The organism is Paenibacillus sp. FSL K6-3182 (genome assembly GCF_037976325.1).
Lineage (GTDB): Bacteria > Bacillota > Bacilli > Paenibacillales > Paenibacillaceae > Pristimantibacillus.
Genome location: NZ_CP150265.1, coordinates 3,622,254 through 3,646,044, shown reverse-complemented (window position 1 = coordinate 3,646,044; position 23,791 = coordinate 3,622,254). Strand labels below are relative to the sequence as shown.

Here is a 23,791-nt window from a genome sequence, read left to right as displayed (position 1 = left end):
GCACATAAAGTTAAGAAGGAAATCATATGTTGTCATCCTTTCTAATCGTGATTACAACAATCGTACAGTGCCCCTCAAACCTTGTGACCCTCCAATCCAATCTGATATCTCCCATCCAATAAAATTCAACTGACGGTAGTTATTGATAGCTTGACAAAAAATGAAGCTCCTCTTACTATAATATTATCTCGATTATCAAGATACTTATAACTATAATTATATTTAATCAAGACAATCTGTCGTCGAGATAAACAAAAAGAGTGGCAATTACATTGTCAATTGAACAAAGTGGAGGGAACGAGAAACAATGGAAATGGCAAAAGGAAATAAAGTAGGTGTAATCATTGCAGCACTTCTGCTGGCTACACTGATGGCATCAATGGATAACACCATATTAGCAACAGCGATGGGGACAATCGTAGGGGATCTTGGCGGGTTTGACAAATTAATGTGGGTGACCTCTGCTTATATGATCGCAGAGATGGCTGGCATGCCGATATTTGGTAAGTTATCTGATATGTATGGCCGCAAGCGTTTCTTTGTTTTCGGAATTATCGTATTCATGATCGGTTCTGCTTTATGCGGTACAGCGGAATCTATTGTACAGCTAAGTATTTATCGCGCGATACAGGGTATTGGCGGCGGAGCACTTGTACCCATTGCATTCACAATTATGTTTGATGTGGTAGCACCTGAGAAACGTGGGAAGATAGGCGGATTATTTGGTGCTGCGTATGGTATTTCCAGCATTTTCGGACCTCTAATTGGCGCTTATATTGCAGATTATGTTCATTGGTCCTGGATTTTCTACATCAATTTACCAATAGGAATTATTGCATTTGTAATGATTGCTTATTTTTACAAAGAGTCTGTTGAGCATTCTAAACAAAAAATCGACTACATGGGCGCTATTACGCTCGTAACCTCAATTCTTTGTCTCATGTTTGCGCTGGAGCTAGGAGGTAAAAAATACGATTGGGACTCCTTTACGATAATAGGTTTGTTTTTAGCTTTTGTCGTATTATTGGTCACGTTTATCTTTATTGAACGCCGCGCAGAAGAACCGATTATCACCTTCAGCATGTTCAAAAATCGGCTTTATTCAACGAGCAATTTAATGGCTATTTTTAGCGGCGCAGCATTTATAACAGCTTCCGTCTACATCCCAATCTACGTTCAAGGGGTACTTGGAGGCTCAGCTACAAACTCGGGGCTCGTGTTGCTTCCTATGATGGTCGGATCTGTTGTCACTGCTGCTGGCGGCGGTATTCTGCTCTCCAAGTTTAGTTATCGCTCCATTATGATTTCGACATTGTTTCTGCTAGTGGGCGGCATGGCTCTACTGACTACTTTAACACCCGATTCATCCCGATTTACGGTTACAATCTTTATGATTTTAGTTGGTCTTGGCATCGGCTCATCGTTTTCTGTTCTAAGCAATTCCGCAATACATGGATTTACTGCTAGGCAGCGAGGCTCTGCAAGCTCTACACTTAGCTTCACTCGGGAACTGGGAATGACGCTTGGAATTACGGTATTTGGCATTATTCAAAGTCACTTATTTGCAAATAAGCTTTCTTCATCGTTCGGCAGCGGCGGTCAAACGTCGGAGTTCATTGATCTAAGTGATCCAAGTAAAATTTTGACACCTGAGACAAGGGAGAGCATTCCTTCTCAGATTCTTGATAAAATAACTGAAGCACTGTCCTCGTCACTCGTTCATACTTTTGCTTGGGCCATCATTCCATCCGTCATTGCTCTTTTAGCTGCCTTTGCTATGAGCAAGGAGAAGTTTGATCCAGCTTCCGAGCTAGAAGAATATTCAGCATCTCATTAAAAAATAAACCTCGCTATTCGTAGCGAGGTTTTTCTTATGTACATTAAACTTTTCCAAATAAATCTCTAATGACGCTTGCGTCAAGCTCATTCGTTATTTTATAAGAATTAGCAGCATTTTTTGAAGCATTATTTTCAAATACATCTAAAAATGATAGTCATAATGTGTAATAACCAAGAGCCTACTTAATTACATAATAATATTTCACAACTTGACATATTAGCGACTTCGTAGGTATTATAGACACAATAAGTCTGTAATTGAGGTGAGAACATGAAATTTTCCAAAGCAACCAATTATGCACTTCACACCATGCTCATGCTTGTTGAAGCTTCTAATTTGAAGCCCATAGGTGTCAAGCAGCTGGCGGAATCCCAAAACGTTTCACCTACTTATCTTTCCAAAATTTTAACGAGACTCGTCAAAGCAGGGATGATTGAATCCGTTTCTGGGGCAAACGGAGGTTACCGGCTATCACGCAAAAAGGACGACATTACGTTTTTGGATATTATCCACGCTATTGAAGGAACAACATCATTATTTGAATGTGATTTTGTTCATGGTGAAGAATGCTTGATTCAAGCTGCAATGAAAGAAGCGGAAGAGAAGATGGAACAACATCTGAAACAAACGAAATTAGCTGACATTGCAAAAAAACAAACCAAACTTGAAGGTTAAGAACATTATTTCAGAAAAAGGAGAAGTACAATTCATTTCGTATAAAATCCTTTTTTTATACAATTGTAGACATAACGAATCTTTAATATCGTATTTAAACATGATAATATGCGTTTTTTCGCATTATTATAGATATAAAGAGTCTTTAATATCCCATTAGTAGGAGATGAGCTGCATGAATTATGATTGTGCCGTTATTGGCGGAGGACCAGCAGGGTTAAATGCCGCACTTATGCTTGGCAGGGCAAGGAGAAGCGTTGCTTTGATCGACAACAATCGTCCAAGAAATGCTGTTACTCATTCATCGCATGGCTTTATAACAAGGGATGGCGTTACACCTGCTGAGTTTCGCCGCATTGCTTATGAAGAGGTGCTGAGTTATCCAACAGTCGATCATAGGCAAGCTGAGGTGATTTCTGTCAGCAAAATTGAAGCCGGATTTGAGCTTATTGATTCATCTGGATTTCGCATTCATACACGTAAATTGATCTTGGCAACAGGAGTAAAAGAAATATTTCCCGAGATCGAAGGCTTTTACCCGCTTTATGGAAAAAGCTTGTTTAATTGCCCATATTGCGACGGCTGGGAGCTGCGTGATCAGCCGCTTGTCGTTGTTTCGGAATATCCGACTGTTTTTCATACAGCGAAGCTGCTTCTCAATTGGAGCAAGGATTTAGTTGTCTGTACAAACGGGAATGAAACCCTGTCTAACGAACAAAAAAAACAGCTTCAACGAAACGGGATCGTCATCATGGAGCAGCCCATTGCAGCATTCGTCGGACAAAATGGGAAGCTTGAGCATGTTCGTTTCTCAGATGGAACTACCATCGAAAGAGCTGGTGGTTTCGTTACTCCTAAGTTTATTTCAAGCACGCGGTTCGGAGAACAATTGGGCTGTGATAAAACGGAGTTGGGAGGAATTCAAACGGATGGAAAGGGGAAAACCTCAATACCCGGTCTTTATATCGCTGGTGATGCTTCCTACTTCATGCCATCCCAATTGGTTTTTGCAGCGGCAGACGGCAGTCGAATAGCGATGAGCGTAAACTTGGAGCTGGCAGAGGAAGACTTCATTTAACGAAACATAAATGCAGTCACAATACGAAAGGACTCACAGTAAATAATAAATAGAGGCAAGGTGTGCAAATATAAGAAAAACATTCGTTTCGCAATGGAGGATTCAGATGACTACAAAAATTAAAATGACTCATACGTTTAATGCTCCTCGTGACCTTGTTTTTAAGGCTTTTTCAGAATCAGAACATTTATTGAATTGGTGGGGACCAAAAGGATGGGCTTTTGATATTAAAAAATTCGATCTCCGCCCAGGTGGTTTATTTCATTACAAACAGACCGCACCAGACGGAACCGAGATGTGGGTCAAGTTTATCTATCATGAAGTTAATTCACCTGAGAAAATTGTATATACCAATTCCTTTTCTGATGAGAAAGGTAACACCGTGCGTGCACCCTTTGACGCTAATTGGCCTCTTGAATTTTCAGTCACTATTATTTTCAGTGAAGATGGAGACAAAACCATTCTTACTATGGAAGGGGAAGCAGTATCTCCAACTGAAGAGGAAGCCAAAACGCTTGAAGCATCACAAGATATGGTTCGCGAAGGATATGAAGTGACGTTTAATCAACTGGCAGATTACTTATTAATGGTATAAACCAACTAGTTAAAGTGATACAAAAAAACTCTTAACGACAAAGGTTAGTTTGATCTCACATTGTTGATGATCAACCTAACCTTTGTTGTTTTTTTGTTAGAAGGGCTCAAATGGAACGGGGGCGAGCCTTTTTGCGTAATGTATCTCAGTACTTTGCACTTCATGTCCAACTTGATATTCTCGCTACATATTTTTACCAAAAAATTGTTGAACCACCAACAATCGTGTAAAATATAACTTATTTGCTCGACGCATATCGTTCCAAATTCCTCGGAGGAAGTGAGTAAACATAATATTTTAGTCTTATGTACTTCAGGAAACTATACTAGGGCTTCAAATCAGTTATTTTATTACATTTCCCAGTCATTTTATTTTAACTATAAGTCGAGGTTATGCGTCGTATGAATGATAAGTATACAGCTCAAGCAGATACTTGGTACCAGCTTGCAGAGCAAAAGGCAGCCCAGTATTTTGAAACATTGAACGAACAAGTGAAGAATAAAACTTATGTAACCACACTAACCGAAGATATTCAATTGTGGAAAAAGAACCATATCCAACATTATTCATTGTTATCCTTTTTTTCGAGAGGAAAGAAAAAACCGGATTCTCGGGATTATCATAGATATATATGGTGGCTGAATTATTCAGGAAAACTTGATGATTATTTGGATCGAAGCGTTTCCTATATTTATATGAGGGATTTAGGAAAAGCTTTAGATGCTCCAGAGACACAAATGAGAATTCAACGAGTGATTGCTGACGTCAAAAGCCACTTTATTCAACCCTCAACAACAAACGGGGGAGAGCAGCCTGATTTTATGACCTTGGCGGGGCTGTATCGGTGGGCTCAGAAGGAAGGCATAGAAAACGGCATAATTTGGGTAATAAATAAACTGAAATCCGTTTCCTCTAATATCCCAAAGGAAATGAATTCCGAGCATGCGGTGCGCAAGCTGATCAAAATTATTATTGGCGTAATGCTGCATGTAATTGAAGAAATGGATGATCAAGTATTGCCTGCTGAACGTGCCCGGAGACTAGACGAAGCCATCAGACTTGGTTACTCCTATGGGCTAACCTATCCTTTTATTGACGATCTGCTTGATTCTGGTGTCCTAAAGGCAGAGGAGAAAGAACAATATTCCAATATGATCCGTACTTCGCTTCTAAGCGGATCTGTTCCACAATTAGGTGAATGGTCCGGCAATAACTTTAAATTTGTCCAATACGTACACGCGGAGCTTAGTGACGCTTTTGAGTATATTAAAAAATATCAGCGACCTGAAACACAACAAACCTTTTTCGAGCAATCCTACGTGTTTTTTCATTCTCAGGATTTGGACCGTGTCAAGGACCTATCGAATGTATATTACTCTAACAAAGAGCTTTACCTGCCTATCATTTTAAAATCCTCATCTTCAAGGCTTATCGTCCGTTCTGTCATTAGTGCTCCTTTGGACGAAGGCTTTGATAATCGAACATTTTATTATGGCATTTATAACCAGCTGGCAGATGATTTAGCAGATATGTTTGATGATATGAAAGACGGGGCGGTAACACCCTATACCTATTATTTCAAATACCATGAGCAGCGCTCAGATCTAATCAATCCCTTTGAGTTATACTGGTCCGTCATCTCTTATTTAATTCACAACGTATACGACTCCGATGCCAAAACCCGAGAAGTGATTCTTGATCGTGCCTTCAATGGTCTAAAAAGGTTGAAAGAACGTATAGGTACTGAGAAATACAACGAAATTATGGCGGTGTTTGCTTCAGGAGATCCACATTTTAATCGTCTTATCCAACATGTGGTTCAAAAAGCAGATGATGTGGATTTCTTCGATAAACTGCTCCGGGATCAGATGGTAACGGTTTTAAAAAGCAATCGCAGTGAAAAGGAACAATTCCTTTCAACTGTCAAAACTGCTCGCGAGCAAATCAACAATCTATTGCCGATTCACAAAAGTAATGAAATACCTCCAATGAGAGAGCTGCTTATTGATGCTGCAAACTACAGTCTTGAGGGAGATGGCAAACGATTACGGCCAATATTGGCTTGGGTCATGGGTATAAATGAGTATGGACTGCATGCTTCCGCGATCGTGCCGCTTCTAAAATCATTAGAGTATATGCATACCGCGTCTTTAATCTTCGATGATCTCCCAACGCAGGATAATGCCTCTACTCGCAGAGGGCGACCTACGCTGCACCAGGTGCATAATAGTGCCACCGCGGAATTAACCGGCCTATTTCTTACCCAGAAGGCGATTGAAGAGCAATCATCCCTTGAACAGTTTGACCCTAAAACCGTGCTTGCTTTAATGCAATATTCGTCCCAAAGAGCTGGAGATATGTGCATGGGGCAGGCGATGGATTTGCATTCCAAAGGAAAAGCATTAACATTGGAGCAGCTAGATATGATGTGCTTTTACAAAACCGGAATTGCATTTGAAGCTTCACTTGTAATGCCTGCTATTCTCGCTCAGGTAAAGTCGTCAGAAATTGCGATTTTGAAAAAATACGCCTATCATGCGGGCATAGCCTTTCAAATTAAAGATGATTTGCTTGATTCGGAAGGAGATTTAAATTTACTCGGTAAACCTATTGGCCAGGATGTGGAGAACAACAACTCGACTTTTGTAACCATCCTTGGTCTAGATGGAGCTAGAAAAGAGATGTGGGAACACTTCTGCCTTGCAATGGAAGCATTGAAGGAGATGCCACGTAATCCAGCTTTTCTGAAGCAACTGCTGAATTATATTATAAGCAGGGATTATTAAATTACATTCGTACGTCTTGAAGAAGATTCGAGCAATCATGTTAGATAGTGCAATAATTTGAATAAGCTAACAGCAGTCCATCGGTGACATAGGGTCACTGTTGGACTGCTGTTACTTTTTAATGGTGTTTGAAGCAGTCAGCAAAAGTTGATGAGAATGAAGGGGAGAAGTAAAGTGAGCGAGGTTAATATGACTAATTACCAATTCATAAGTGACTATAAAGACATTTCAACCTACAAAGAAAGCTTTAATGAATTGGCTAAAATGGTATTTGGGCTTGATTTCGAAAAATGGTATGAAAAAGAGGGCTGGAACGAAAATTATATATGTTATTCCTTTCTCGATAAAGGTAAAGTCATTGCCAATGCCTCAGCAAGCAAAATGACGGTTATATGTAACAGTGAAGAGTATAAAGCCATTCAAATCGGTACCGTTATGACGCATCCCGACTTTCGAAATCAAGGATTATCAGGCAAACTGATGAACCATATTATCGAGAAATATGAACAAGAATATGACTTTATCTACTTGTTCGCTAATGACTCGGTTCTAGACTATTATCCTAGATTTGGGTTTAGAAAAACGCAAGAAAGTAGTTTTACTTTAAACATTTTAGGTTTAGAATTAAAACCAGAAGCAATCCGTTCCTACCGCAAGCTACATACGAATAACGCCAATGATTATCGGTTGATGGAGCAGTTTGCTAAGGAAAGAATACCTGTATCCCCTATAATAGGTGTGAAAAACAATGAACATCTATTGCTGTTTTATTTTATCTTAGCATTCAATGATGCGATTTATTATGTCGAGGAAGTTGATGCCATTGTTATTTTTAAGCATGAGGATAAACAACTTCATCTTTATGATGTCATCAGTGTTCAAAAAGTTGATTATGATGTTATTTTGAACAGCCTTGTTACTGCCGATACGGAGATTATTCATTTTCACTTTATACCCGATTACGATAATGAAAACATTCATGTCGAGTTATTAGCACAGAGTGAGGACACATTGTTTGTTCGTCCTTCATTTGAAGATAGAGCAGAACATATTTTGTTTCCATTAACTTCTCATTCATAATGAAACACTTTTTTCAAACATTATCAGTACAAGGTAAATATCATGCTCTACATCCTGCAGGAACAGCGTAGGCTATCGTCTTCCATGTCAATCGTACAGGTCGTTTTGTCTTCTTGAGAATACAATATGTTGTATTCCAAAACAGGAAGGAGATAATTCTGTGAACCGTAACGATTATAATAACATGAGTAATAACATGAACATGGGTAGTAATATGGGCAGTAACATGGGTATGGTAGAAGGTGCGAATTCGGCTAACTTTTGTCCAGATTGTCCAACACAAACGATTTATGATCCTCCAATTACGCAATATGAGGACATCTACCATCCGCAGCTTGTAAATGTTATTCAAAATATTGAAACGGTGAAGAAGCATCATTGTTGTCCTGTCTATCAGCATTATTACACGCAATCTGAGAAAAATGTCATGGTTTCAGGCTTAAAACGCAGAAAACGTGCTAAAATATCTTCCAAAAAACGTTCCAAAAAATAGTCCTTAAATATTAAAGAAGACCCGTAAGAGCCCACGCTTCGCAAATGAAGCGGCTGTCTTACGGGTCTTTCGCTTGTTTTCAAGATTACAAAAACTGAAACAAGAGATGTTTTCTTCTTAAATACATATACAATACATACAGAATACGGCAGACAGGCAAAACAAACAGAAAATTACCTTAACTGTTGTCAAAAAGGCTCCAGCCTCAATAAGATATGAATATAAATTGTTGAAATTCTAAAGGAATTTAATGGGGAAGCTGAACAACTTTGTGAAATATATCTACTCCTTCATATAAACGTTGCAGATTATTCACAATTTGTATACTTGAAAATCTCAGAAGCAGAGAAGTAGCAACGTTTAGATTGAAACTAATAGAAGTTTAGTTTAACATCAAATACAGTGAACCATACCGCAAGTATCGGAAAAAATGTAATGATGCTAGTAACACATAGCGGCAAACAAAAGCTTCAATCGATGCATTAAGCTTTGTTATTGCCTTTGCTTTGTGTGTTCCTAGAGCCTTGTAAACGGACTTTTCACTTTTCACCAGCTTTCAAATAGCTTATAATTATCTGATAATCACAGATCATTTAATCTATAATCAATTACAAAACAATATGATATGGTTTTAATTGAAACAGAAAAGGTGTGTGACTGGGTCGAGCATTGGCTTAGTGTAACGCCTATACAGAAGCGCCTACATGCTTTATGCAAATTTTAGGATATAAGGATGGTAAAAATGAGCAACGGAGAAAATAAAACAGACGTCATCTTGATTGGTGCCGGAATCATGAGTGCGACTTTAGGGACACTTCTGAAAGAATTGGTACCGGAATGGAAAATTACCGTGTTTGAGAAGCTCGAAAGTGCTGGAGAAGAAAGCTCTAACGAGTGGAATAATGCAGGAACAGGGCATGCAGCACTGTGCGAGCTTAACTACACAGTAAATAAGCCAGACGGATCTGTAGATATTAGCAAAGCGATTCAAATTAATGAACAGTTCCAGCTTTCCATGCAGTTTTGGTCTTACCTTGTAAATAGTAAGCTAATTCGTAATCCGCAAGACTTTATTATGCCAATACCTCATATGAGTATGGTCCAAGGAGAACAAAATGTAACGTTTCTAAAGAAACGTTTTGAAGCCATGTCTACTAATCCATTGTTTAAAGGGATGGAATTTTCCGATAACCCTACAAAATTGATGGAATGGATCCCACTTATTATAAAAGATCGTAAATCAAATGAAGCTATAGCAGCAACCAAAATTGACTCTGGTACGGATGTCAACTTTGGTGCTTTAACGCGCATTCTGTTTGATCACTTAAAAAGTAAAAACGTTGATCTCAAATACAAACATAGCGTTGATAATATTAAACGTGCTAGCGACAGCTCGTGGGAATTGAAAGTACGTAATGGCAGCGGCAACGTCGAACGGCATACTGCAAAATTTGTCTTTATCGGAGGCGGAGGCGGAAGCCTGCATTTATTGCAAAAATCCGGTATTCCTGAAGGTAAACATATTGGCGGATTCCCAGTAAGCGGAATATTTATGGTTTGTAATAATCCGAATGTTGTGGCACAGCATCATGCAAAAGTTTACGGCAAAGCCAAAGTTGGAGCTCCTCCAATGTCGGTTCCACATTTGGATACAAGATTTATCGACAATAAAAAATCTTTGCTGTTTGGTCCATTTGCCGGATTCTCACCTAAGTTTTTGAAAACCGGTTCAATGTTTGATTTGGTCACTTCCGTAAAACCGGATAATCTCATCACAATGTTATCCGCAGGTGCAAAAAATATGTCATTGACAAAATATCTGATTGAGCAAGTTATGCTATCCAAAGAAAAGCGCATGGATGAGTTGCGCGAGTTTATCCCTAACGCCAAAACGGAAGACTGGGATTTAGTAGCAGCTGGTCAGCGTGTGCAAGTAATCAAAGATACTGAAGCTGGCGGCAGAGGAACACTTCAATTTGGTACGGAAGTTATAACGGCTGCTGATGGTTCGATTGCAGCATTACTAGGCGCTTCGCCAGGTGCTTCTACTGCTGTTCACGTTATGCTTGAAGTATTTAAAAAATGTTTCCCTCAACACATCAAAGAGTGGGAACCAAAAATTAAAGAAATGATTCCTTCTTATGGCGTTTCATTAATGGAAAATCCAGAGCTTCTGCACGAAATTCATACTTCTACAGCTGACTCACTAGGCCTGAGTGAAAAAGAGCTGGCTTTTAGTTAGTTTTTCTGATGTAAAAACAAATGGATGTAGTGAAATATTACGTAATTGAAAGCATGGCGTGAATTATTTAATATCATTAAAATAAATATTGAACCTTTGATCTAGTTATAGATTGAAGGTTCTTTTTTTATTGAATTTACAGGTGCTTCAGTTAATATTGCTTGCATGTTACCGTTTTTGGTGAGAGGACATACTAATAAAAAACTTTTTGCTCCCTTTTAAAGCAATTGTCCCAATTTTTTTTTACAGCGTGAAAAATAACGGGCTGCTCGATTGTATTACTAGTGAAAGGGGGACATCAAGTGAACGATTCATATGAGCTCAATGAATCCGTCCGCAAAGCCGTGGTCAACTATTCCGACAGCCTGGTCAAGATAGCTTTTGCTTATCTCAAAAATATTGCTGACGCGGAGGAAGTAGCGCAAGAAGTATTTCTAGCCTATCTCCAAAAATCCCCCGTCTTTGATAGTGATGAACATGAGAAAGCCTGGTTAATCCGTACAACGATCAATAAATGTAAAAACTTGCTCAAGACGGGGTGGTTTAAGAGTCGAAACCCCATACCGGACAACCTGTCTAACCTACCGAAGGATGAATACATGGTCATGCAGGCAGTATTATCATTGGATAAAAAATATCGGGTCCCGATCCATTTGCATTATTACGAAGGTTATTCCTTGGATGAAATAGCGGATATACTTCATGCCAAACCTGCGACGGTAGGTACTTGGCTCGCTCGAGGGCGTAAACAGCTTAAAGAAGTTATAGGCGGTGATTTGTGAGAATGAAAAAAACAAGTTATAAATCGGCCATGTCCAAAGTGAAAATAAGTGAAGACTTTCAAGAACGTACACTTGAACGCTTAAGCCTGGAGAAGCACAAACAAATCGACAACAATAATAACAACATACGAAATGGAGAGATTCCTATGAAAACAGTTCATTCTAAAGTAAAGAAAAACAAAGTGATGATCTGGGCAACCAGCATTGCGGCTTGTGCGGTATTGACTCTGAGCATTTATGCAGTAAACCAAGACGCAGGCAGTACTTCTCCTGGTGCGGTCACGAAAAATCCAAGCGACACCATTGAGAATAATGGTCCTGGACCGGCGACCTCAGCAAAACACAGGGTAAACATTGATGGTGTAATTGATGAGGTAAGTACCGACGGCCAAAGCTTTCGAATTGGCGAATTGTGGGTGACAGTTACGGAAAAAACGACTTACGGCATAACAGGCCCAACAGCTCCTGATATTTCAGAGCAGCTGGTAAGCAAGGAATTTAAAGTGGGCAACACGGTATCTGGCTTCACCTCGGAAGACGTCACGAGTGGAAAGGTAACAGCCGACGTCATTTTCAATAATTTTTGATTTAGCAGCTGTTAGCATACTAACCGCATCCTCCTATGGATGCGGTTTTTTGCTAGCATTATATAAAATAGACGATCATAAATCAAAAAAAGACCGATCAAAAAAACTAAGTTTTTTACAGTAGGAAATAAATTCTTACAGGTAAACGATTAATAAACGTTTTGTTAAGATAATTACTGTAATCGCTCTCAAGTTAATATATGGAAGGAAGTGAGGCTCGAGTAGCCTATTGCAGGCTGTACAGCATCATGTGCGACTAAATGCAATTTTAAAAAAGAGGAGGTATACAGATGAAATAATTGTAAACTCCAATGACGGGACATGGGACGCTTACCTAGACTATTTAGACATTCAGTAAAAACCCCGAATCTAATAGAGAGAGTTAAGCGGTACGGAATGGCGCGAACAACCATACTCGTATTTTAATACGAGTAGGTACTACCATGTTCAAAGCAAAACTAATAATAGGGGCAGCGGCCCTAGCACTCTTCAGTTCGTTGTTCTCCACCCCTATAATGCCTATTGCCAGTGCAGCCGATGCCAACTGCCCGAATGGATATGTAGGTCTGACATACGACGATGGCCCAAATGCCAGTAACACTACATCACTGCTCAATGCTCTGAAGCAGGCCGGTTTGCGTGCAACGATGTTCAACCTTGGGCAAAACGCCCCAAAATAACCCGTCACTCGTGCGGGACCAAATGAATGCGGGCATGTGGGTTGGAAACCACTCTTATACACATCCTCACATGACCACATTGAGCAGCTCGCAGATGTCATCGGAAATTACGCGGACACAGCAAGCGATCCAGTCAGCTACCGGAGCTGCACCAAAATTGTTCCGCCCGCCGTACGGCGAGACTAACGCAACTTTGAAGTCAATCGAGAGTCAAAATGGTCTAACCGAGGTGCTGTGGAACGTTGACTCACAGGACTGGAATGGCGCTACCACTGCACAGATCGTAGCCGCTGTGGGCAGACTGCAGAACGGCGATGTCATCCTGATGCATGATCAATACCAGACTTCGCTCCAAGCGATTCCCCAGATTGCTCAGAACCTTAAGAGCCGGGGACTTTGCCCTGGTATGATTTCAACAAGCACCGGCCGGGCGGTTGCGCCTGACGGTGGCGGTACAACTACTCCTCCAAGCACAAGTACAAAGAAGGAAGCCGAAAGCATGACCAAAGCTGGTCAGTACACCGGAAATATTAGCTCGCCGTTCTCTGGTGTTGCTTTATACGCCAACAATGATTTGGTCAAATACACACAGAATTTCACGAGCGGAACTCATAGTTTCTCACTCCGTGGTGCTTCAAATAATTCCAATATGGCCAGAGTTGACTTGAAAATAGGCGGGGTGACGAAAGGGACCTTCTACTTCGGAGGCAGTAGTCCCGCAGTCTATACCATAAGCAATGTCAGCCATGGAACCGGTAATCAAGAAATTGAGCTCGTTTGCACCTCCGATAACGGGACATGGGATGTTTACATTGATTATTTGGAAATTCAGTAAATAACTCGAACCAGTAAAGGATACGATTTAGTTATTGATTTAAATTCAAATCGTATGTTCCACTAAATCCCGGCGGGATCTTCTCCGTCGGGATTTTTGTGAGTAGCCCTGTTTGAAATACAGAAGAAAACTTTACGTCATTTTTCAAGCTAAAAGATTGATCGATTATAATATTGGTTTAGTTCTTGACCTAAAGTAATGTCACCCCATATAATTATCCATTAATAACCAATAGAATAAGGTCAAGGAGAGTGAAGTTAATGAATCCTACCCTTACAGCCGATCTTGAAAGAATACTGCGAAAACTTGATCAAGCTGATTTAATTAATCTTTTAGTGGATCGGATATCCTCCAGTGACTTGAATTCACTTCTCTTGAAAGTATTCAGCGAGAAAACAAAAACATCTTCTCCAAATGATCTACTTAAAAGATACAAGAATAACCGCTTTGTACACCCAGCTGACGTCGATGTGTTATTGCTTAAGAGGTTGGAGCTGGATGTATTAGATATTGCTTCAAAACATTCTTTTTCACCAATTCAATTATCTCCCGTAGCACCATTAGGCTGTTCCTCAGTGCTAGGAACGGTTGATCAAAACAAAGCAATTTCCGCTTTAAGAGGAACGGAAGTTGTATCAGATGCAACCAATCTCTTAGCCCTGCATATCAGTAAATTACTTAAATCAAATGATTCCAATGATAAGAGAGATAATTTTATTCGCTTCTGTACAACCCATAGGCATGTCCGAGCGCAATTCTTTGGAGATGCTCCAGGGATGCTGCCTCATTTCCATTTATTTTGTATGGTGACGTCTGGATTAGATGAAGGTTCCTATAGCTTCGAAAAACAATCATTATGGGAGCATATTAAAGTGTACCAAAGTATATTTAAAACGCTGTTTGGATCTGACATCGAGATCATTATAAGTGAACGAAGTGGTTACAAAGATTCGACTGGCTTAGTCTCAAGGATTATAAAACATGGAAATGAATTGTCATTGAATGTGTCGGTAAGTTCAGGAGAGCCGAATATGGAAAACCAGTATTACAAAGGAATACAATTCACATTAAAGACAGTAATCGGCGAAACGGAGTATTTTATTGGCGATGGCGGTTTTGTAGATTGGACACAAAATATGTTAGGCAGCAGGAAAGAGCGGCTTTTAATTAGTGCAATTGGTCTGGATAGGCTCATTTTGTGAAGTACCGGCCGTTCTCAAAGGACTCGAAATTATTGATTTCCTACTAATCAGGTGATTATCATTTTTGAGAAGATGTATAATTATCCATCATTCATTTTAGGTAAATACAAATGCAACGCTGTAGATTTCTGGAATGAACAGATTTGCTTCTACAATAGAATTTATCAAAATTACTTCATGAGTGATTGGAAGTATTTGTTTTTTGAATATTATCCGAAGCATGAGCAATCACTGTTGCGTTAACCATCTAATAGGAATACATATTAAAATTATAAAAATGGAGTGATTAAGTGTTTCCGATTCTAGAGACAGAAAGATTGCAATTGAGAGAAATCGTTAAAGAAGATGCTCATAGCATCTTTCGTTGCTTTTCCAATCATGATGTGACACGATATTATGGACAAGATACGTTAACAAATATCGAACAAGCAGAACCGTTCATTGCGTTTTTCGCTCAAAGCTACCAAGAAAATCGAGGCATTCGATGGGGCATTGAAATAAAAGGTAAAAAAGAAATGATCGGGACCATCGGTTTTAATGTTTTGTCTTTAAAACATAAGAGAGCTGAGATAGGCTATGAGCTTCATCCTGATTATTGGGGAAATGGATATGCAACAGAAGCCATTTCAAAAGTTATAACATATGGTTTTAGCGAACTTGGGTTAACTCGTATTGGCGCGATTGTTTTTATTGAAAATAAAAAATCCAATCAATTATTAAAAAAACTAGGTTTTGAAAAAGAGGGAATCTTGAAAAACTATATGTATCAAAATGGTGTTGCCTATGATACAAACATTTACTCTTTGATAAAGTGAAGTTAATGAAAGGATGGAATCAATGAAAACAATTCAAAAGATGTATGAACATCTAAACTGGGCAAATCAACGTATTCTAGAAACTTTGCAAAATGTAGAAAACGAGGATCAACTGGTGCGGTTATTTTCTCATATTCTAAATGCCGAACAAGTTTGGATTGCAAGAATAAGAGGGATGGACAGTTCACAAATGCCTATCTGGTCAGATGGTGATCTAGAATCCTGTGCAAAACTTATTAAACAAAATGAAGAAAGCTTCAAAAATATTCTCACTGAACTCACATACGCTGACTTAGATAACTTAGTATCATATTCAAACAGTAAAGGTAAAGAGTTTGTAACTTCCACACGAGATATTTTAACTCATGTAGCACTACATGGTCAGTATCATCGAGGACAAATTAATTTACGAATTCGAGCAAATGGTTTTGAACCCGTCAACATTGATTATATTAATTTTGTGAGATAGAAATATCAATAGTTACTGTTTGAATTAAGGGTAAACGATAGTTATACTTTAGTTCTGGAGCAGTTTGCCATGGCAGCTGCTCTTTATTATTTATTAATACAAAGGATCGTATGGCTCCAATACTTGGTCATAGTGATATATGATAGAGATAGTCTGTACCCCTCGTATTTGTAAGAGAAAGGTGTGTAAATCCTGTTTAAGCTTAATCATGTCTCTCGTCCTATGCGCACTACTTTATTCATTATTATCATTCTCGTTTTTTCGATTAGCACCGCATCTGTTCTGTTGTATGGCGATCACTTTCTCATTGGGTCATATGATAAACAAAATAATGACGACGTTAAATATGTAAATAGCGCTAAAATTTTATTGAATAAGCACACGATTACTTATAACAGCGGCGATGAGCCGTCAGCTTTCATCATGCCAGGAATGCCAGTTGTACTGGCAGGTCTCATGCTCATCTTCGGACAAGGAGATGGAGGGGTTGTGGCATTCCGAGTTCTAATGGCAGCCCTGCAGGCGTTCTCGATTTATTTGATTTTTATAGCGGCTAATCAGCTGTTTAATAGTAGAGCAGCTATAATAGCCAGCATCGCAACAGCGCTTTATTTGCCCGATTATTTTTCTTCAGGCGCCATTTTGTCGGAGACAATGTTCCGCACGCTGTTCATATTGCTTATTTGCTTTAGCCTTCTTGCTTTAAGGAGACAAGAAACAAGGTATTACATTATTTCGGCCGCTATTGTTGGGCTAGCATGTTATTTCAAACCGCATGCGGTGCTTTTTCCCGTTGTCTGGTTCATTTTATGGCTTGTGAAAAAGATATCTTGGAAAATTATAGTGAAGTATACTGCAGTTATTTCGTTAACGATGATTCTTTTGCTATCTCCATGGTGGATACGGAATTACGTCACATTTGATAAATTCATTCCATTCACACAGTCAGCAGGCAATCCGATGTTATTAGGCGCTCTTATTAACAACGAGGCACCTTCAAAGGCCTTCTTCGACACCCATCTAGAATACGAGGGCATCAGTGAAAATCTATTTGCAGGCTCAGACGCTGCTCAAGCCGAAACGGCACAAAAAATTGTAAGCTTCGGCTTTAAAAATCAACCATTAAAATACTTGAAATGGTATACGATTGATAAAGTACTTGGATTATATGCGGCTCCTTATTATTGGAAAACGGTATTTGGTGTAAATATTTGGATCGCGGGCATCTACCATGTCGTATTTATGCTATTGGGAGCAGCAGGTTTACTGATTGCGCTTAAGCGAGCCTTCCGGCAAAAGGAGATTGCTTATTTGTTTTTATTACTTTCATTGGCTTACTTTACTGTGATCTATATTCCCTTTGTCGCATTCAATAGGTATGGTTACCCGAATGTGTTTCTTTTCTTTATGAGCGCAGGTTTTTTTATCGACTGGGCGATTGCAAAGTATCAAAGTACGAGTGTGAAAAATAATGTCACTGCCAACCTTTAAAAGCTTCAAACCTACACGGGAATCATAGATCGGAGGATTTATGAAAAAAAGATATGCTTTCTTGCTATTTATAGCAATCAGTATTTTATTATTAATAGGGTATAATAGATACTTTTATAGTTTTCAAGCTCTTAATAATAATGCTGTCATATTCAGTGGTCCGACCAAATCTCCGAATGGTGAATATAATGCAAGTGCATATTATATCCCTTATGGTGGCGCAGCAGGTGACGTTTTGTATATTGTCGAGGTTGAAGAAACCCAAACGGGCAAGAAAAAAACGATTTATTCAAGCAATCATAAAGACGTTTTTTCTATGAATTGGAAATCCGCAGAAGTTCTTAAAATTAAGAATGAAAGTCCGGAATATAATGACCATAGGAATATAGAGTTAAATGTGAAGTCCGATATTTATGAAGAATCTGGAGCAGCATGTCGAAGTCTATTGTTAAAAGGAAAGTTTGAAAATTGTTATAAGGCCGATGACATTCAGGTGCCATTAATTCTTAAAATGATTGGTTTCTGAAAAGAGACACGGAACTCTACAATTTGAAATTACGATTGTTAAGATACATTGGCTTGATTAATTATGGTTTTAGCATTTAGCATACTTCATGTTGCAAACGGTACACCAATGCTTAAAGCTCAAATTATTATGAGAAAAGGTACAGCACCTCTAAAAATATGAGGAGCTGTACCTTTAGTTTTTTCTATAGCTGCTATTAAGCATAAGAGATAGCATAAGAGACCTAAGGGTCATTGCAGTGGTATTTGATGTAATGTTCACCAGAACTATTCTCCGTGCAGGATACTTCCAAAATATATAGAATATTTTTATAACATATCGATATTTTTGACAAATCTTTCATCAGATGTAGTGGGGGTATATGTTTATGGAAAATAATCGAAATTGGGCAGGTAACTATAGGTATAGCGCATCCGAACTCCATGTTCCGGAAACATTGGAGCAAATACAAGAAATAGTAGCACGTAGCAATCGAATTAAGACACTTGGCACTCGTCATTCGTTCAATGGAATCGCTGATTGTAACGAGAACCTAATTTCTCTACAAAAGTTTAACCGAATCCTTGCATTAGATACTAAACACAATAAGGTTACAGTCGAGGGAGGGATTAGATACGGAGATCTGTGTCAATATCTGTATGAATTCGGTTATGCTTTGCACAACTTGGCTTCGTTGCCCCATATTACAATAGCAGGCGCATCCCAAACGGCCACACATGGTTCCGGTGACCAGAATGCTAATCTTGCTTCGGCGATTCATTCCATGGAAGTTGTCAAAGCAGATGGGAATAAGGTCGTATTCTCCCGTGATCAACAAGATGGGCACTTTGCTGGTGCGGTAGTGGGGCTTGGAGGGCTCGGGGTGATTACGAAAATCACTCTAGATATAATCCCCACATTCCAGATGAGTCAATATGTATTTGATCATTTGCCTTTAGTTCAACTTAAAGATCATTTTGACGAAATATTCTCTAGCGCTTATAGTGTTAGTCTTTTTACGGATTGGAAAACGTCTACATTCAATCAAGTCTGGCAAAAGCGTAAGTTACCAGATCTTGAACACGATGAAGTGGAATCTGAATTTTTTGGCGCCAAGCTCGCAAGTGTACCACGACATCCAGTGCCAGGTTATTCCGCAGAGAATTGCAGTGAGCAGCTTGGTATTCCGGGGCCATGGCATGAAAGGCTACCGCACTTCCGCATGGATTTCACGCCAAGTGCCGGAGAGGAACTACAGAGTGAATATTTTGTGCCGCGCAAAGATGCCTATCAAGCACTATGTGCGATTGACCGGATACGTGATTTCATATCGCCACATCTTTATGTGTCAGAAGTTCGTACGATTGCAGAAGACAATTTGTGGATGAGTCCTTGTTATAAGCAGGAATCCGTTGCTTTTCACTTTACATGGAAGGCGGATTGGGAGGCGGTCCGACAAATCCTTCCGATGATCGAGGAACAAATTGCGCCTTTCCATGCTCGCCCACATTGGGCAAAGCTGTTTGCCACGCCGCCTGCCCATCTTCAATCATTATATGAGAAGTTGCCTGACTTTCGGCAATTACTACTTCAGAACGACCCTCAAGGAAAGTTTTGCAACGACTTCTTAAAAAACTACATTATGGAGAAACGTTAATTCCTTTACAGTTATATAACCATATGGTAATGTATATAATATAATATGGTAATTATAACTTTGGAGGGGATTGAATGGACGGTAAACTTCTACAATATGAAGGAAGAAGTGTGGTTCGGTTCGAGCGTTATCTAAATCATCCGATAGAAAAAGTATGGAGGGCGTTAACTAGTCCCACTCAGATTGTCAATTGGTTAACTGCGCATGCTGAATTTGATTTGATCGTTAACGGAAAGATTACATTTCTTTGGGAGAATGGGGATCTGGTACATGGAAAGTTCACTATGGTCAATCCCCCAAATGAGCTCGAGTACACTTGGATAGAGAAGTCTTCAGGAGAATCAGTGGTTCGATGGGAGCTGCATGACGATGATAAAGGATGCCATCTTCACCTGACTCATACGTTTTACGAGTCCGCTGAAGTTGCTGATTTTCTGGCAGGCTGGCATGTGCATCTAGACATGATTGATATGATTCTTCATGAAAAGCAGGTCGACTTCCCTTCGGATCGTTTTAAAGACTTGCGCAAGAAATATGATTCGATAATGAATTGAGTTGTAAAGGAAGACAATGCTGATGCTCTTGGAGCGATTAGCACATCAAATTAAAATCCATTGTCGGTTGCGCATTCGAGTGGAGAGGACCAAGTGATGAGTAATAATATATTTGAAGTTTTGTCGGAACCACACAGACGGTCTATGCTGGATCTATTGCGCATTCGCGAGCGTTCAGTTGGGGAACTTGTAGATAAGTGTCAATTGAGTCAACCGGGCGTTTCCAAGCATCTAAGAGTATTGCGAGAAGCTGGATTGGTTGAGGTACGATCTGTATCCCAAAAAAACATCTATTCCTTACGCCCAGAGCCGCTTCAAGAAGTCGATAAGTGGCTGGAGTCATATCGTCATTTCTGGTCCAGCAAGCTTGACGATCTCCAGTCCTTCCTTGATCAAGAGGAAGAATAGATACTTGATTAGAACTTACATTGACCATGATAAAGTCAGGAGATTATCCTGGCTTTTTCTATGTTACACCATAGATGAAGACAGAGATTCTAAAATAGATTTTTATTGAACTAAAGGAAAGCTAAGAACAATGATAATTGTGGATGAGCAGACGCTTCGGCGGCCTGCTTATTTTTTTATCTTAACAAGTAGTAGAGCAAGAAGGATGACGGGGTACTATTAATGATAGAACTATTCATTACGACGGGAATGGGGATATAATTAAGGAAACAATAACACTTTTTAGCAATTCCCGCTCCATATCCTTAAGAATTAGAATAATTTATTCATAATGCTAACTAATAACATAAAGTAAATTTTTCATTTTGAAAATTTCAATTGGAATGAAGGGGATGTAGCACCGTTGGAGAGAGTTCATGACGCTGCATTAAATAGTTTCTGGGTTGCAGTGGTCGTTTCGTTGATTCTTATGTGTTTTTATCCGCTGAGCTTCTTAATTGAGGTCCATATGATGTTCTTTGTGTATCTGCTGCCATTTTTGATATTATTTCTGTGGATATTCACTCTTTTGTGCTTATGCCCTGCTTTTTATTTAATTGATCTGTTACTCAGAATTAAAAAAAGGAGATTATTTTCGTCCATGCTTGCTCACGCATTTACCGGGTTGATGATTTCCACAATGATTTATTCCCTCTGTGTAGGCAAATTAGAATGGAATTACTTCTACTGCGTACCCGGAATCCTAAGCGGCTTTCTCTTCCCAATTATGGAGCGTTGGAATTAGAGTCTCATTTCTTGCTTTTGCAGAAAGGATTGAACTACTTGAAGCCTATTATCATATTATGTATATTTCTTCTGTTCGTAATGGGATGTCAAAGCAAAGAGAACAAGTCAATAATTAAGGAGGTTTCGTCCGAATCCATTACAGTTCGAGTCAAAGTGGAAAGAGAAGAAGCATCAAAAATTAAAATTCATACCGAATTGGTGAATACAGGCGATAATTCCATTGGGATCATCCATGGCGACCCTTTGACTGGAGCAGTCGTCGGAGAGCGATCTAATCGCCCAGATATTATTTATAGTTTTGTTGGTATCTCAAAGTCATTAGCTAAAAATGAAGTATACAGTTTCGATAAGGACAAAATGATTAATATTACACCTGAAGATCAAATTCTTTACACTGAAACCATATTTTCGATTAATAGTGAAAGGAAGACCATAGAATTAAATATTAATTTAGATGAAGTTGATTAAAAAGTATCTTTGAATTCCCAATTCAAAACTTTAATATTGGAGGCGCGTAATTATGAATTATTTTATAATAACCGGCACATCAAGAGGAATTGGACAAGCTATTGCAGAGCAACTTATCTCATCAGAGCACTATTTATTTTGTATTTCACGCGAAAGAAATCATTCGTTAACAAACAAAAGCAAGAACATTACCTATTTGGAATTTGATTTACACGACATTGATCAAATCGAGGCGTTAATGAACCGAATTTTTTCAGAAATTGATCTGTCTAGAGCCAACGGGGTTTATCTCATAAACAATGCTTCTATGATCGCTCCTGTTGCATTTATTGATTCGGCTGCTGTTAACGAAATCACAGGAAACATTCATGTTAATCTGCTCGCACCTATTTTACTGACTTCTACATTTATGAAGCATACGAAAACCTTTTTAGGCAATAAGCGCATTTTAAATATATCATCCTCCTCAGCCAAACATCACCATCCTGGCATGAGTCTATATTCGGCTTCCAAAGCAGGTTTGGACGTATTCACTCAATGTGTCGGTCTTGAACAAAGCCACACCCAAGCACCAGTCGGTATTATTTCTATATGGCCAGGAATGATTGATACGAATTTGCAAAAAGAAGCAAGAACTCAAGACCAAGCAGCTTTCCCATCTGCTCAGCTATTCGGAATGGCCAAAGATGCCGGCATGCTGACGACACCAGAAGAAACCGCACAACAAATAATAGCGTTTTTGTTTACAGAGCATTTTGAACATGGTGCTATCGTTGATATTTATGACTATTCGAAGCTTCAACAACATGTTGACACTCCAAACAAAAACACTTAACAAAGGCGGCTGAAATAATGATTAGCATAATTAACGGTTCTGAAACTTTAATCATAGTCATTCATGAAATTTATGGCATTAACCGTCATATGCAACATATTTGTCAATCACTAGCGGATCACGATTTTGATGTTATTTGTCCAAATCTTTTGGTACAAGAAGTACCTTTCGACTATGCCAATGAGGAAACTGCATATCGTCATTTCATGGAAAATGTAGGCTTTATTAAGGCATCGAACCAAATTAAGCAGCTCGTATTCGACAAAAGGGCTAATTATAAAAAAGTTTTTCTTGCCGGATTTAGCGTAGGAGCAACAGCTGCATGGTTATGTTCAGAGGAACCAGAGGTTGATGGGATAGCAGCATACTATGGTTCACGCATTAGAAACTACACGGAATTACTGCCTAAATGTCCAACAATACTATTTTTTCCGCAAGAAGAATTGTCGTTTCATGTAGATGATTTAATTTCGATTTTAAGCAAAAACGATGCGAATGAAATCCATAAATTTAGCGGACAACACGGCTTCAGTGACCCGTATTCTCACAAATACAATGAACAATCCGCACAGAAGGCCTTTTCTGAGATGGTAGGCTTTTTCCATAACATAGAACGATTTTGATCCCCTCGTAGGAAGCAATACACTTGGTTGTTTGTAGACTCCTGTTAACGGAGTTTAACTTTAAGAGAGCTATCATCGGTAATTTTTCAGTAACTTTTTTATTATTGCGGCGATAGAGTGGAAGAGAGCAAATCCTATCCTATTAGGACCCGAAGGTGATATGAAGTGACGGAGCTCGGCACGAGCTCTGCTTTTTAATGCGATAATGTTAGAGGGGAATCAAAAAAGAACCTGGATGATATTATCAGGTTCTAAAGATTTGCATATAAACAAACACGATGATATAATCATTGCACGTCTTCAAA

Annotated in this window: 21 protein-coding genes and 1 pseudogene; all 22 read left to right on the top strand. The window is 39.1% G+C overall.

Annotated elements, in window-relative coordinates:
* Window positions 1-313 precede the first annotated feature (313 nt).
* The 22 genes and pseudogenes from MHH56_RS15895 to MHH56_RS15790 all read left to right on the top strand — a co-directional run bounded on the left by MHH56_RS15895 (window position 314) and on the right by MHH56_RS15790 (window position 23,486).
* A complete protein-coding gene (locus MHH56_RS15895; RefSeq protein WP_339209607.1) occupies window positions 314-1,837 on the top strand; it encodes an MDR family MFS transporter in 1,524 nt (507 codons plus the stop codon).
* Window positions 1,838-2,110: 273 nt separating this feature from the next.
* The gene (locus MHH56_RS15890; protein WP_339209283.1) at window positions 2,111-2,515 is read left to right on the top strand and encodes an Rrf2 family transcriptional regulator; all 405 of its coding nucleotides are present in this window, start codon (window positions 2,111-2,113) and stop codon (window positions 2,513-2,515) included.
* Between the two features lie 175 nt (window positions 2,516-2,690).
* The gene (locus MHH56_RS15885) at window positions 2,691-3,593 is read left to right on the top strand and encodes an NAD(P)/FAD-dependent oxidoreductase (RefSeq protein ID WP_339209282.1); all 903 of its coding nucleotides are present in this window, start codon (window positions 2,691-2,693) and stop codon (window positions 3,591-3,593) included.
* Window positions 3,594-3,699: 106 nt separating this feature from the next.
* On the top strand, window positions 3,700-4,188 hold the full coding sequence (locus MHH56_RS15880; RefSeq protein WP_339209281.1) for an SRPBCC domain-containing protein: 489 nt from the start codon (window positions 3,700-3,702) through the stop codon (window positions 4,186-4,188).
* A gap of 392 nt (window positions 4,189-4,580) precedes the next feature.
* The gene (locus MHH56_RS15875; RefSeq protein ID WP_339209279.1) at window positions 4,581-6,974 is read left to right on the top strand and encodes a polyprenyl synthetase family protein; all 2,394 of its coding nucleotides are present in this window, start codon (window positions 4,581-4,583) and stop codon (window positions 6,972-6,974) included.
* A gap of 174 nt (window positions 6,975-7,148) precedes the next feature.
* Entirely contained in the window at window positions 7,149-8,054 is a 906-nt protein-coding gene (locus MHH56_RS15870) for a GNAT family N-acetyltransferase (protein ID WP_339209277.1), read from the top strand.
* 184 nt (window positions 8,055-8,238) lie between these two features.
* A complete protein-coding gene (locus MHH56_RS15865) occupies window positions 8,239-8,547 on the top strand; it encodes a hypothetical protein (protein ID WP_339209275.1) in 309 nt (102 codons plus the stop codon).
* 742 nt (window positions 8,548-9,289) lie between these two features.
* On the top strand, window positions 9,290-10,789 hold the full coding sequence (locus tag MHH56_RS15860) for a malate:quinone oxidoreductase (protein WP_339209273.1): 1,500 nt from the start codon (window positions 9,290-9,292) through the stop codon (window positions 10,787-10,789).
* Between the two features lie 302 nt (window positions 10,790-11,091).
* Window positions 11,092-11,571 (top strand): RNA polymerase sigma factor, encoded by a 480-nt coding sequence (locus MHH56_RS15855; RefSeq protein ID WP_339209271.1) that lies wholly within the window; start codon window positions 11,092-11,094, stop codon window positions 11,569-11,571.
* A 2-nt stretch (window positions 11,572-11,573) separates the two neighbouring features.
* Entirely contained in the window at window positions 11,574-12,158 is a 585-nt protein-coding gene (locus MHH56_RS15850; protein ID WP_339209269.1) for a hypothetical protein, read from the top strand.
* 443 nt (window positions 12,159-12,601) lie between these two features.
* Window positions 12,602-13,673: pseudogene (locus tag MHH56_RS15845) on the top strand (polysaccharide deacetylase family protein).
* Between the two features lie 260 nt (window positions 13,674-13,933).
* Window positions 13,934-14,875, top strand: a complete 942-nt coding sequence (locus MHH56_RS15840) for a hypothetical protein (RefSeq protein ID WP_339209268.1) — start codon at window positions 13,934-13,936, stop codon at window positions 14,873-14,875.
* 290 nt (window positions 14,876-15,165) lie between these two features.
* A complete protein-coding gene (locus MHH56_RS15835; RefSeq protein WP_339209266.1) occupies window positions 15,166-15,690 on the top strand; it encodes a GNAT family protein in 525 nt (174 codons plus the stop codon).
* Window positions 15,691-15,712: 22 nt separating this feature from the next.
* Window positions 15,713-16,159, top strand: coding sequence for a DinB family protein (locus tag MHH56_RS15830; protein ID WP_339209264.1), 447 nt, complete (start codon window positions 15,713-15,715; stop codon window positions 16,157-16,159).
* A 222-nt stretch (window positions 16,160-16,381) separates the two neighbouring features.
* Window positions 16,382-17,650 (top strand): glycosyltransferase family 39 protein, encoded by a 1,269-nt coding sequence (locus MHH56_RS15825; RefSeq protein ID WP_339209263.1) that lies wholly within the window; start codon window positions 16,382-16,384, stop codon window positions 17,648-17,650.
* A 40-nt stretch (window positions 17,651-17,690) separates the two neighbouring features.
* The gene (locus MHH56_RS15820; RefSeq protein WP_339209262.1) at window positions 17,691-18,176 is read left to right on the top strand and encodes a DUF5412 family protein; all 486 of its coding nucleotides are present in this window, start codon (window positions 17,691-17,693) and stop codon (window positions 18,174-18,176) included.
* Window positions 18,177-18,543: 367 nt separating this feature from the next.
* Window positions 18,544-19,812 (top strand): FAD-binding protein, encoded by a 1,269-nt coding sequence (locus tag MHH56_RS15815; protein ID WP_339209260.1) that lies wholly within the window; start codon window positions 18,544-18,546, stop codon window positions 19,810-19,812.
* 74 nt (window positions 19,813-19,886) lie between these two features.
* Window positions 19,887-20,366 (top strand): SRPBCC family protein, encoded by a 480-nt coding sequence (locus MHH56_RS15810; protein WP_339209259.1) that lies wholly within the window; start codon window positions 19,887-19,889, stop codon window positions 20,364-20,366.
* A 96-nt stretch (window positions 20,367-20,462) separates the two neighbouring features.
* Window positions 20,463-20,774 (top strand): metalloregulator ArsR/SmtB family transcription factor, encoded by a 312-nt coding sequence (locus MHH56_RS15805; RefSeq protein WP_339209257.1) that lies wholly within the window; start codon window positions 20,463-20,465, stop codon window positions 20,772-20,774.
* Window positions 20,775-21,713: 939 nt separating this feature from the next.
* Window positions 21,714-22,028, top strand: coding sequence for a hypothetical protein (locus MHH56_RS15800; RefSeq protein WP_339209255.1), 315 nt, complete (start codon window positions 21,714-21,716; stop codon window positions 22,026-22,028).
* 52 nt (window positions 22,029-22,080) lie between these two features.
* On the top strand, window positions 22,081-22,863 hold the full coding sequence (locus MHH56_RS15795) for a (S)-benzoin forming benzil reductase (protein WP_339209254.1): 783 nt from the start codon (window positions 22,081-22,083) through the stop codon (window positions 22,861-22,863).
* A gap of 17 nt (window positions 22,864-22,880) precedes the next feature.
* A complete protein-coding gene (locus tag MHH56_RS15790; protein WP_339209252.1) occupies window positions 22,881-23,486 on the top strand; it encodes a dienelactone hydrolase family protein in 606 nt (201 codons plus the stop codon).
* The last annotated feature ends 305 nt before the right edge of the window (window positions 23,487-23,791 follow it).

What these genes read in the sequence shown, in the direction of transcription:
- MHH56_RS15815 (WP_339209260.1), top strand. Translation starts at nt 18,544, where the DNA reads ATGGAAAATAATCGAAATTGGGCAGGTAACTATAGGTATAGCGCATCC.
- MHH56_RS15795 (WP_339209254.1), top strand. Translation starts at nt 22,081, where the DNA reads ATGAATTATTTTATAATAACCGGCACATCAAGAGGAATTGGACAAGCT.
- MHH56_RS15810 (WP_339209259.1), top strand. Translation starts at nt 19,887, where the DNA reads ATGGACGGTAAACTTCTACAATATGAAGGAAGAAGTGTGGTTCGGTTC.
- MHH56_RS15890 (WP_339209283.1), top strand. Translation starts at nt 2,111, where the DNA reads ATGAAATTTTCCAAAGCAACCAATTATGCACTTCACACCATGCTCATG.
- MHH56_RS15865 (WP_339209275.1), top strand. Translation starts at nt 8,239, where the DNA reads ATGAGTAATAACATGAACATGGGTAGTAATATGGGCAGTAACATGGGT.
- MHH56_RS15895 (WP_339209607.1), top strand. Translation starts at nt 314, where the DNA reads ATGGCAAAAGGAAATAAAGTAGGTGTAATCATTGCAGCACTTCTGCTG.
- MHH56_RS15820 (WP_339209262.1), top strand. Translation starts at nt 17,691, where the DNA reads ATGAAAAAAAGATATGCTTTCTTGCTATTTATAGCAATCAGTATTTTA.
- MHH56_RS15830 (WP_339209264.1), top strand. Translation starts at nt 15,713, where the DNA reads ATGAAAACAATTCAAAAGATGTATGAACATCTAAACTGGGCAAATCAA.
- MHH56_RS15860 (WP_339209273.1), top strand. Translation starts at nt 9,290, where the DNA reads ATGAGCAACGGAGAAAATAAAACAGACGTCATCTTGATTGGTGCCGGA.
- MHH56_RS15840 (WP_339209268.1), top strand. Translation starts at nt 13,934, where the DNA reads ATGAATCCTACCCTTACAGCCGATCTTGAAAGAATACTGCGAAAACTT.
- MHH56_RS15805 (WP_339209257.1), top strand. Translation starts at nt 20,463, where the DNA reads ATGAGTAATAATATATTTGAAGTTTTGTCGGAACCACACAGACGGTCT.
- MHH56_RS15885 (WP_339209282.1), top strand. Translation starts at nt 2,691, where the DNA reads ATGAATTATGATTGTGCCGTTATTGGCGGAGGACCAGCAGGGTTAAAT.
- MHH56_RS15880 (WP_339209281.1), top strand. Translation starts at nt 3,700, where the DNA reads ATGACTACAAAAATTAAAATGACTCATACGTTTAATGCTCCTCGTGAC.
- MHH56_RS15825 (WP_339209263.1), top strand. Translation starts at nt 16,382, where the DNA reads ATGCGCACTACTTTATTCATTATTATCATTCTCGTTTTTTCGATTAGC.
- MHH56_RS15875 (WP_339209279.1), top strand. Translation starts at nt 4,581, where the DNA reads ATGCGTCGTATGAATGATAAGTATACAGCTCAAGCAGATACTTGGTAC.
- MHH56_RS15850 (WP_339209269.1), top strand. Translation starts at nt 11,574, where the DNA reads ATGAAAAAAACAAGTTATAAATCGGCCATGTCCAAAGTGAAAATAAGT.
- MHH56_RS15790 (WP_339209252.1), top strand. Translation starts at nt 22,881, where the DNA reads ATGATTAGCATAATTAACGGTTCTGAAACTTTAATCATAGTCATTCAT.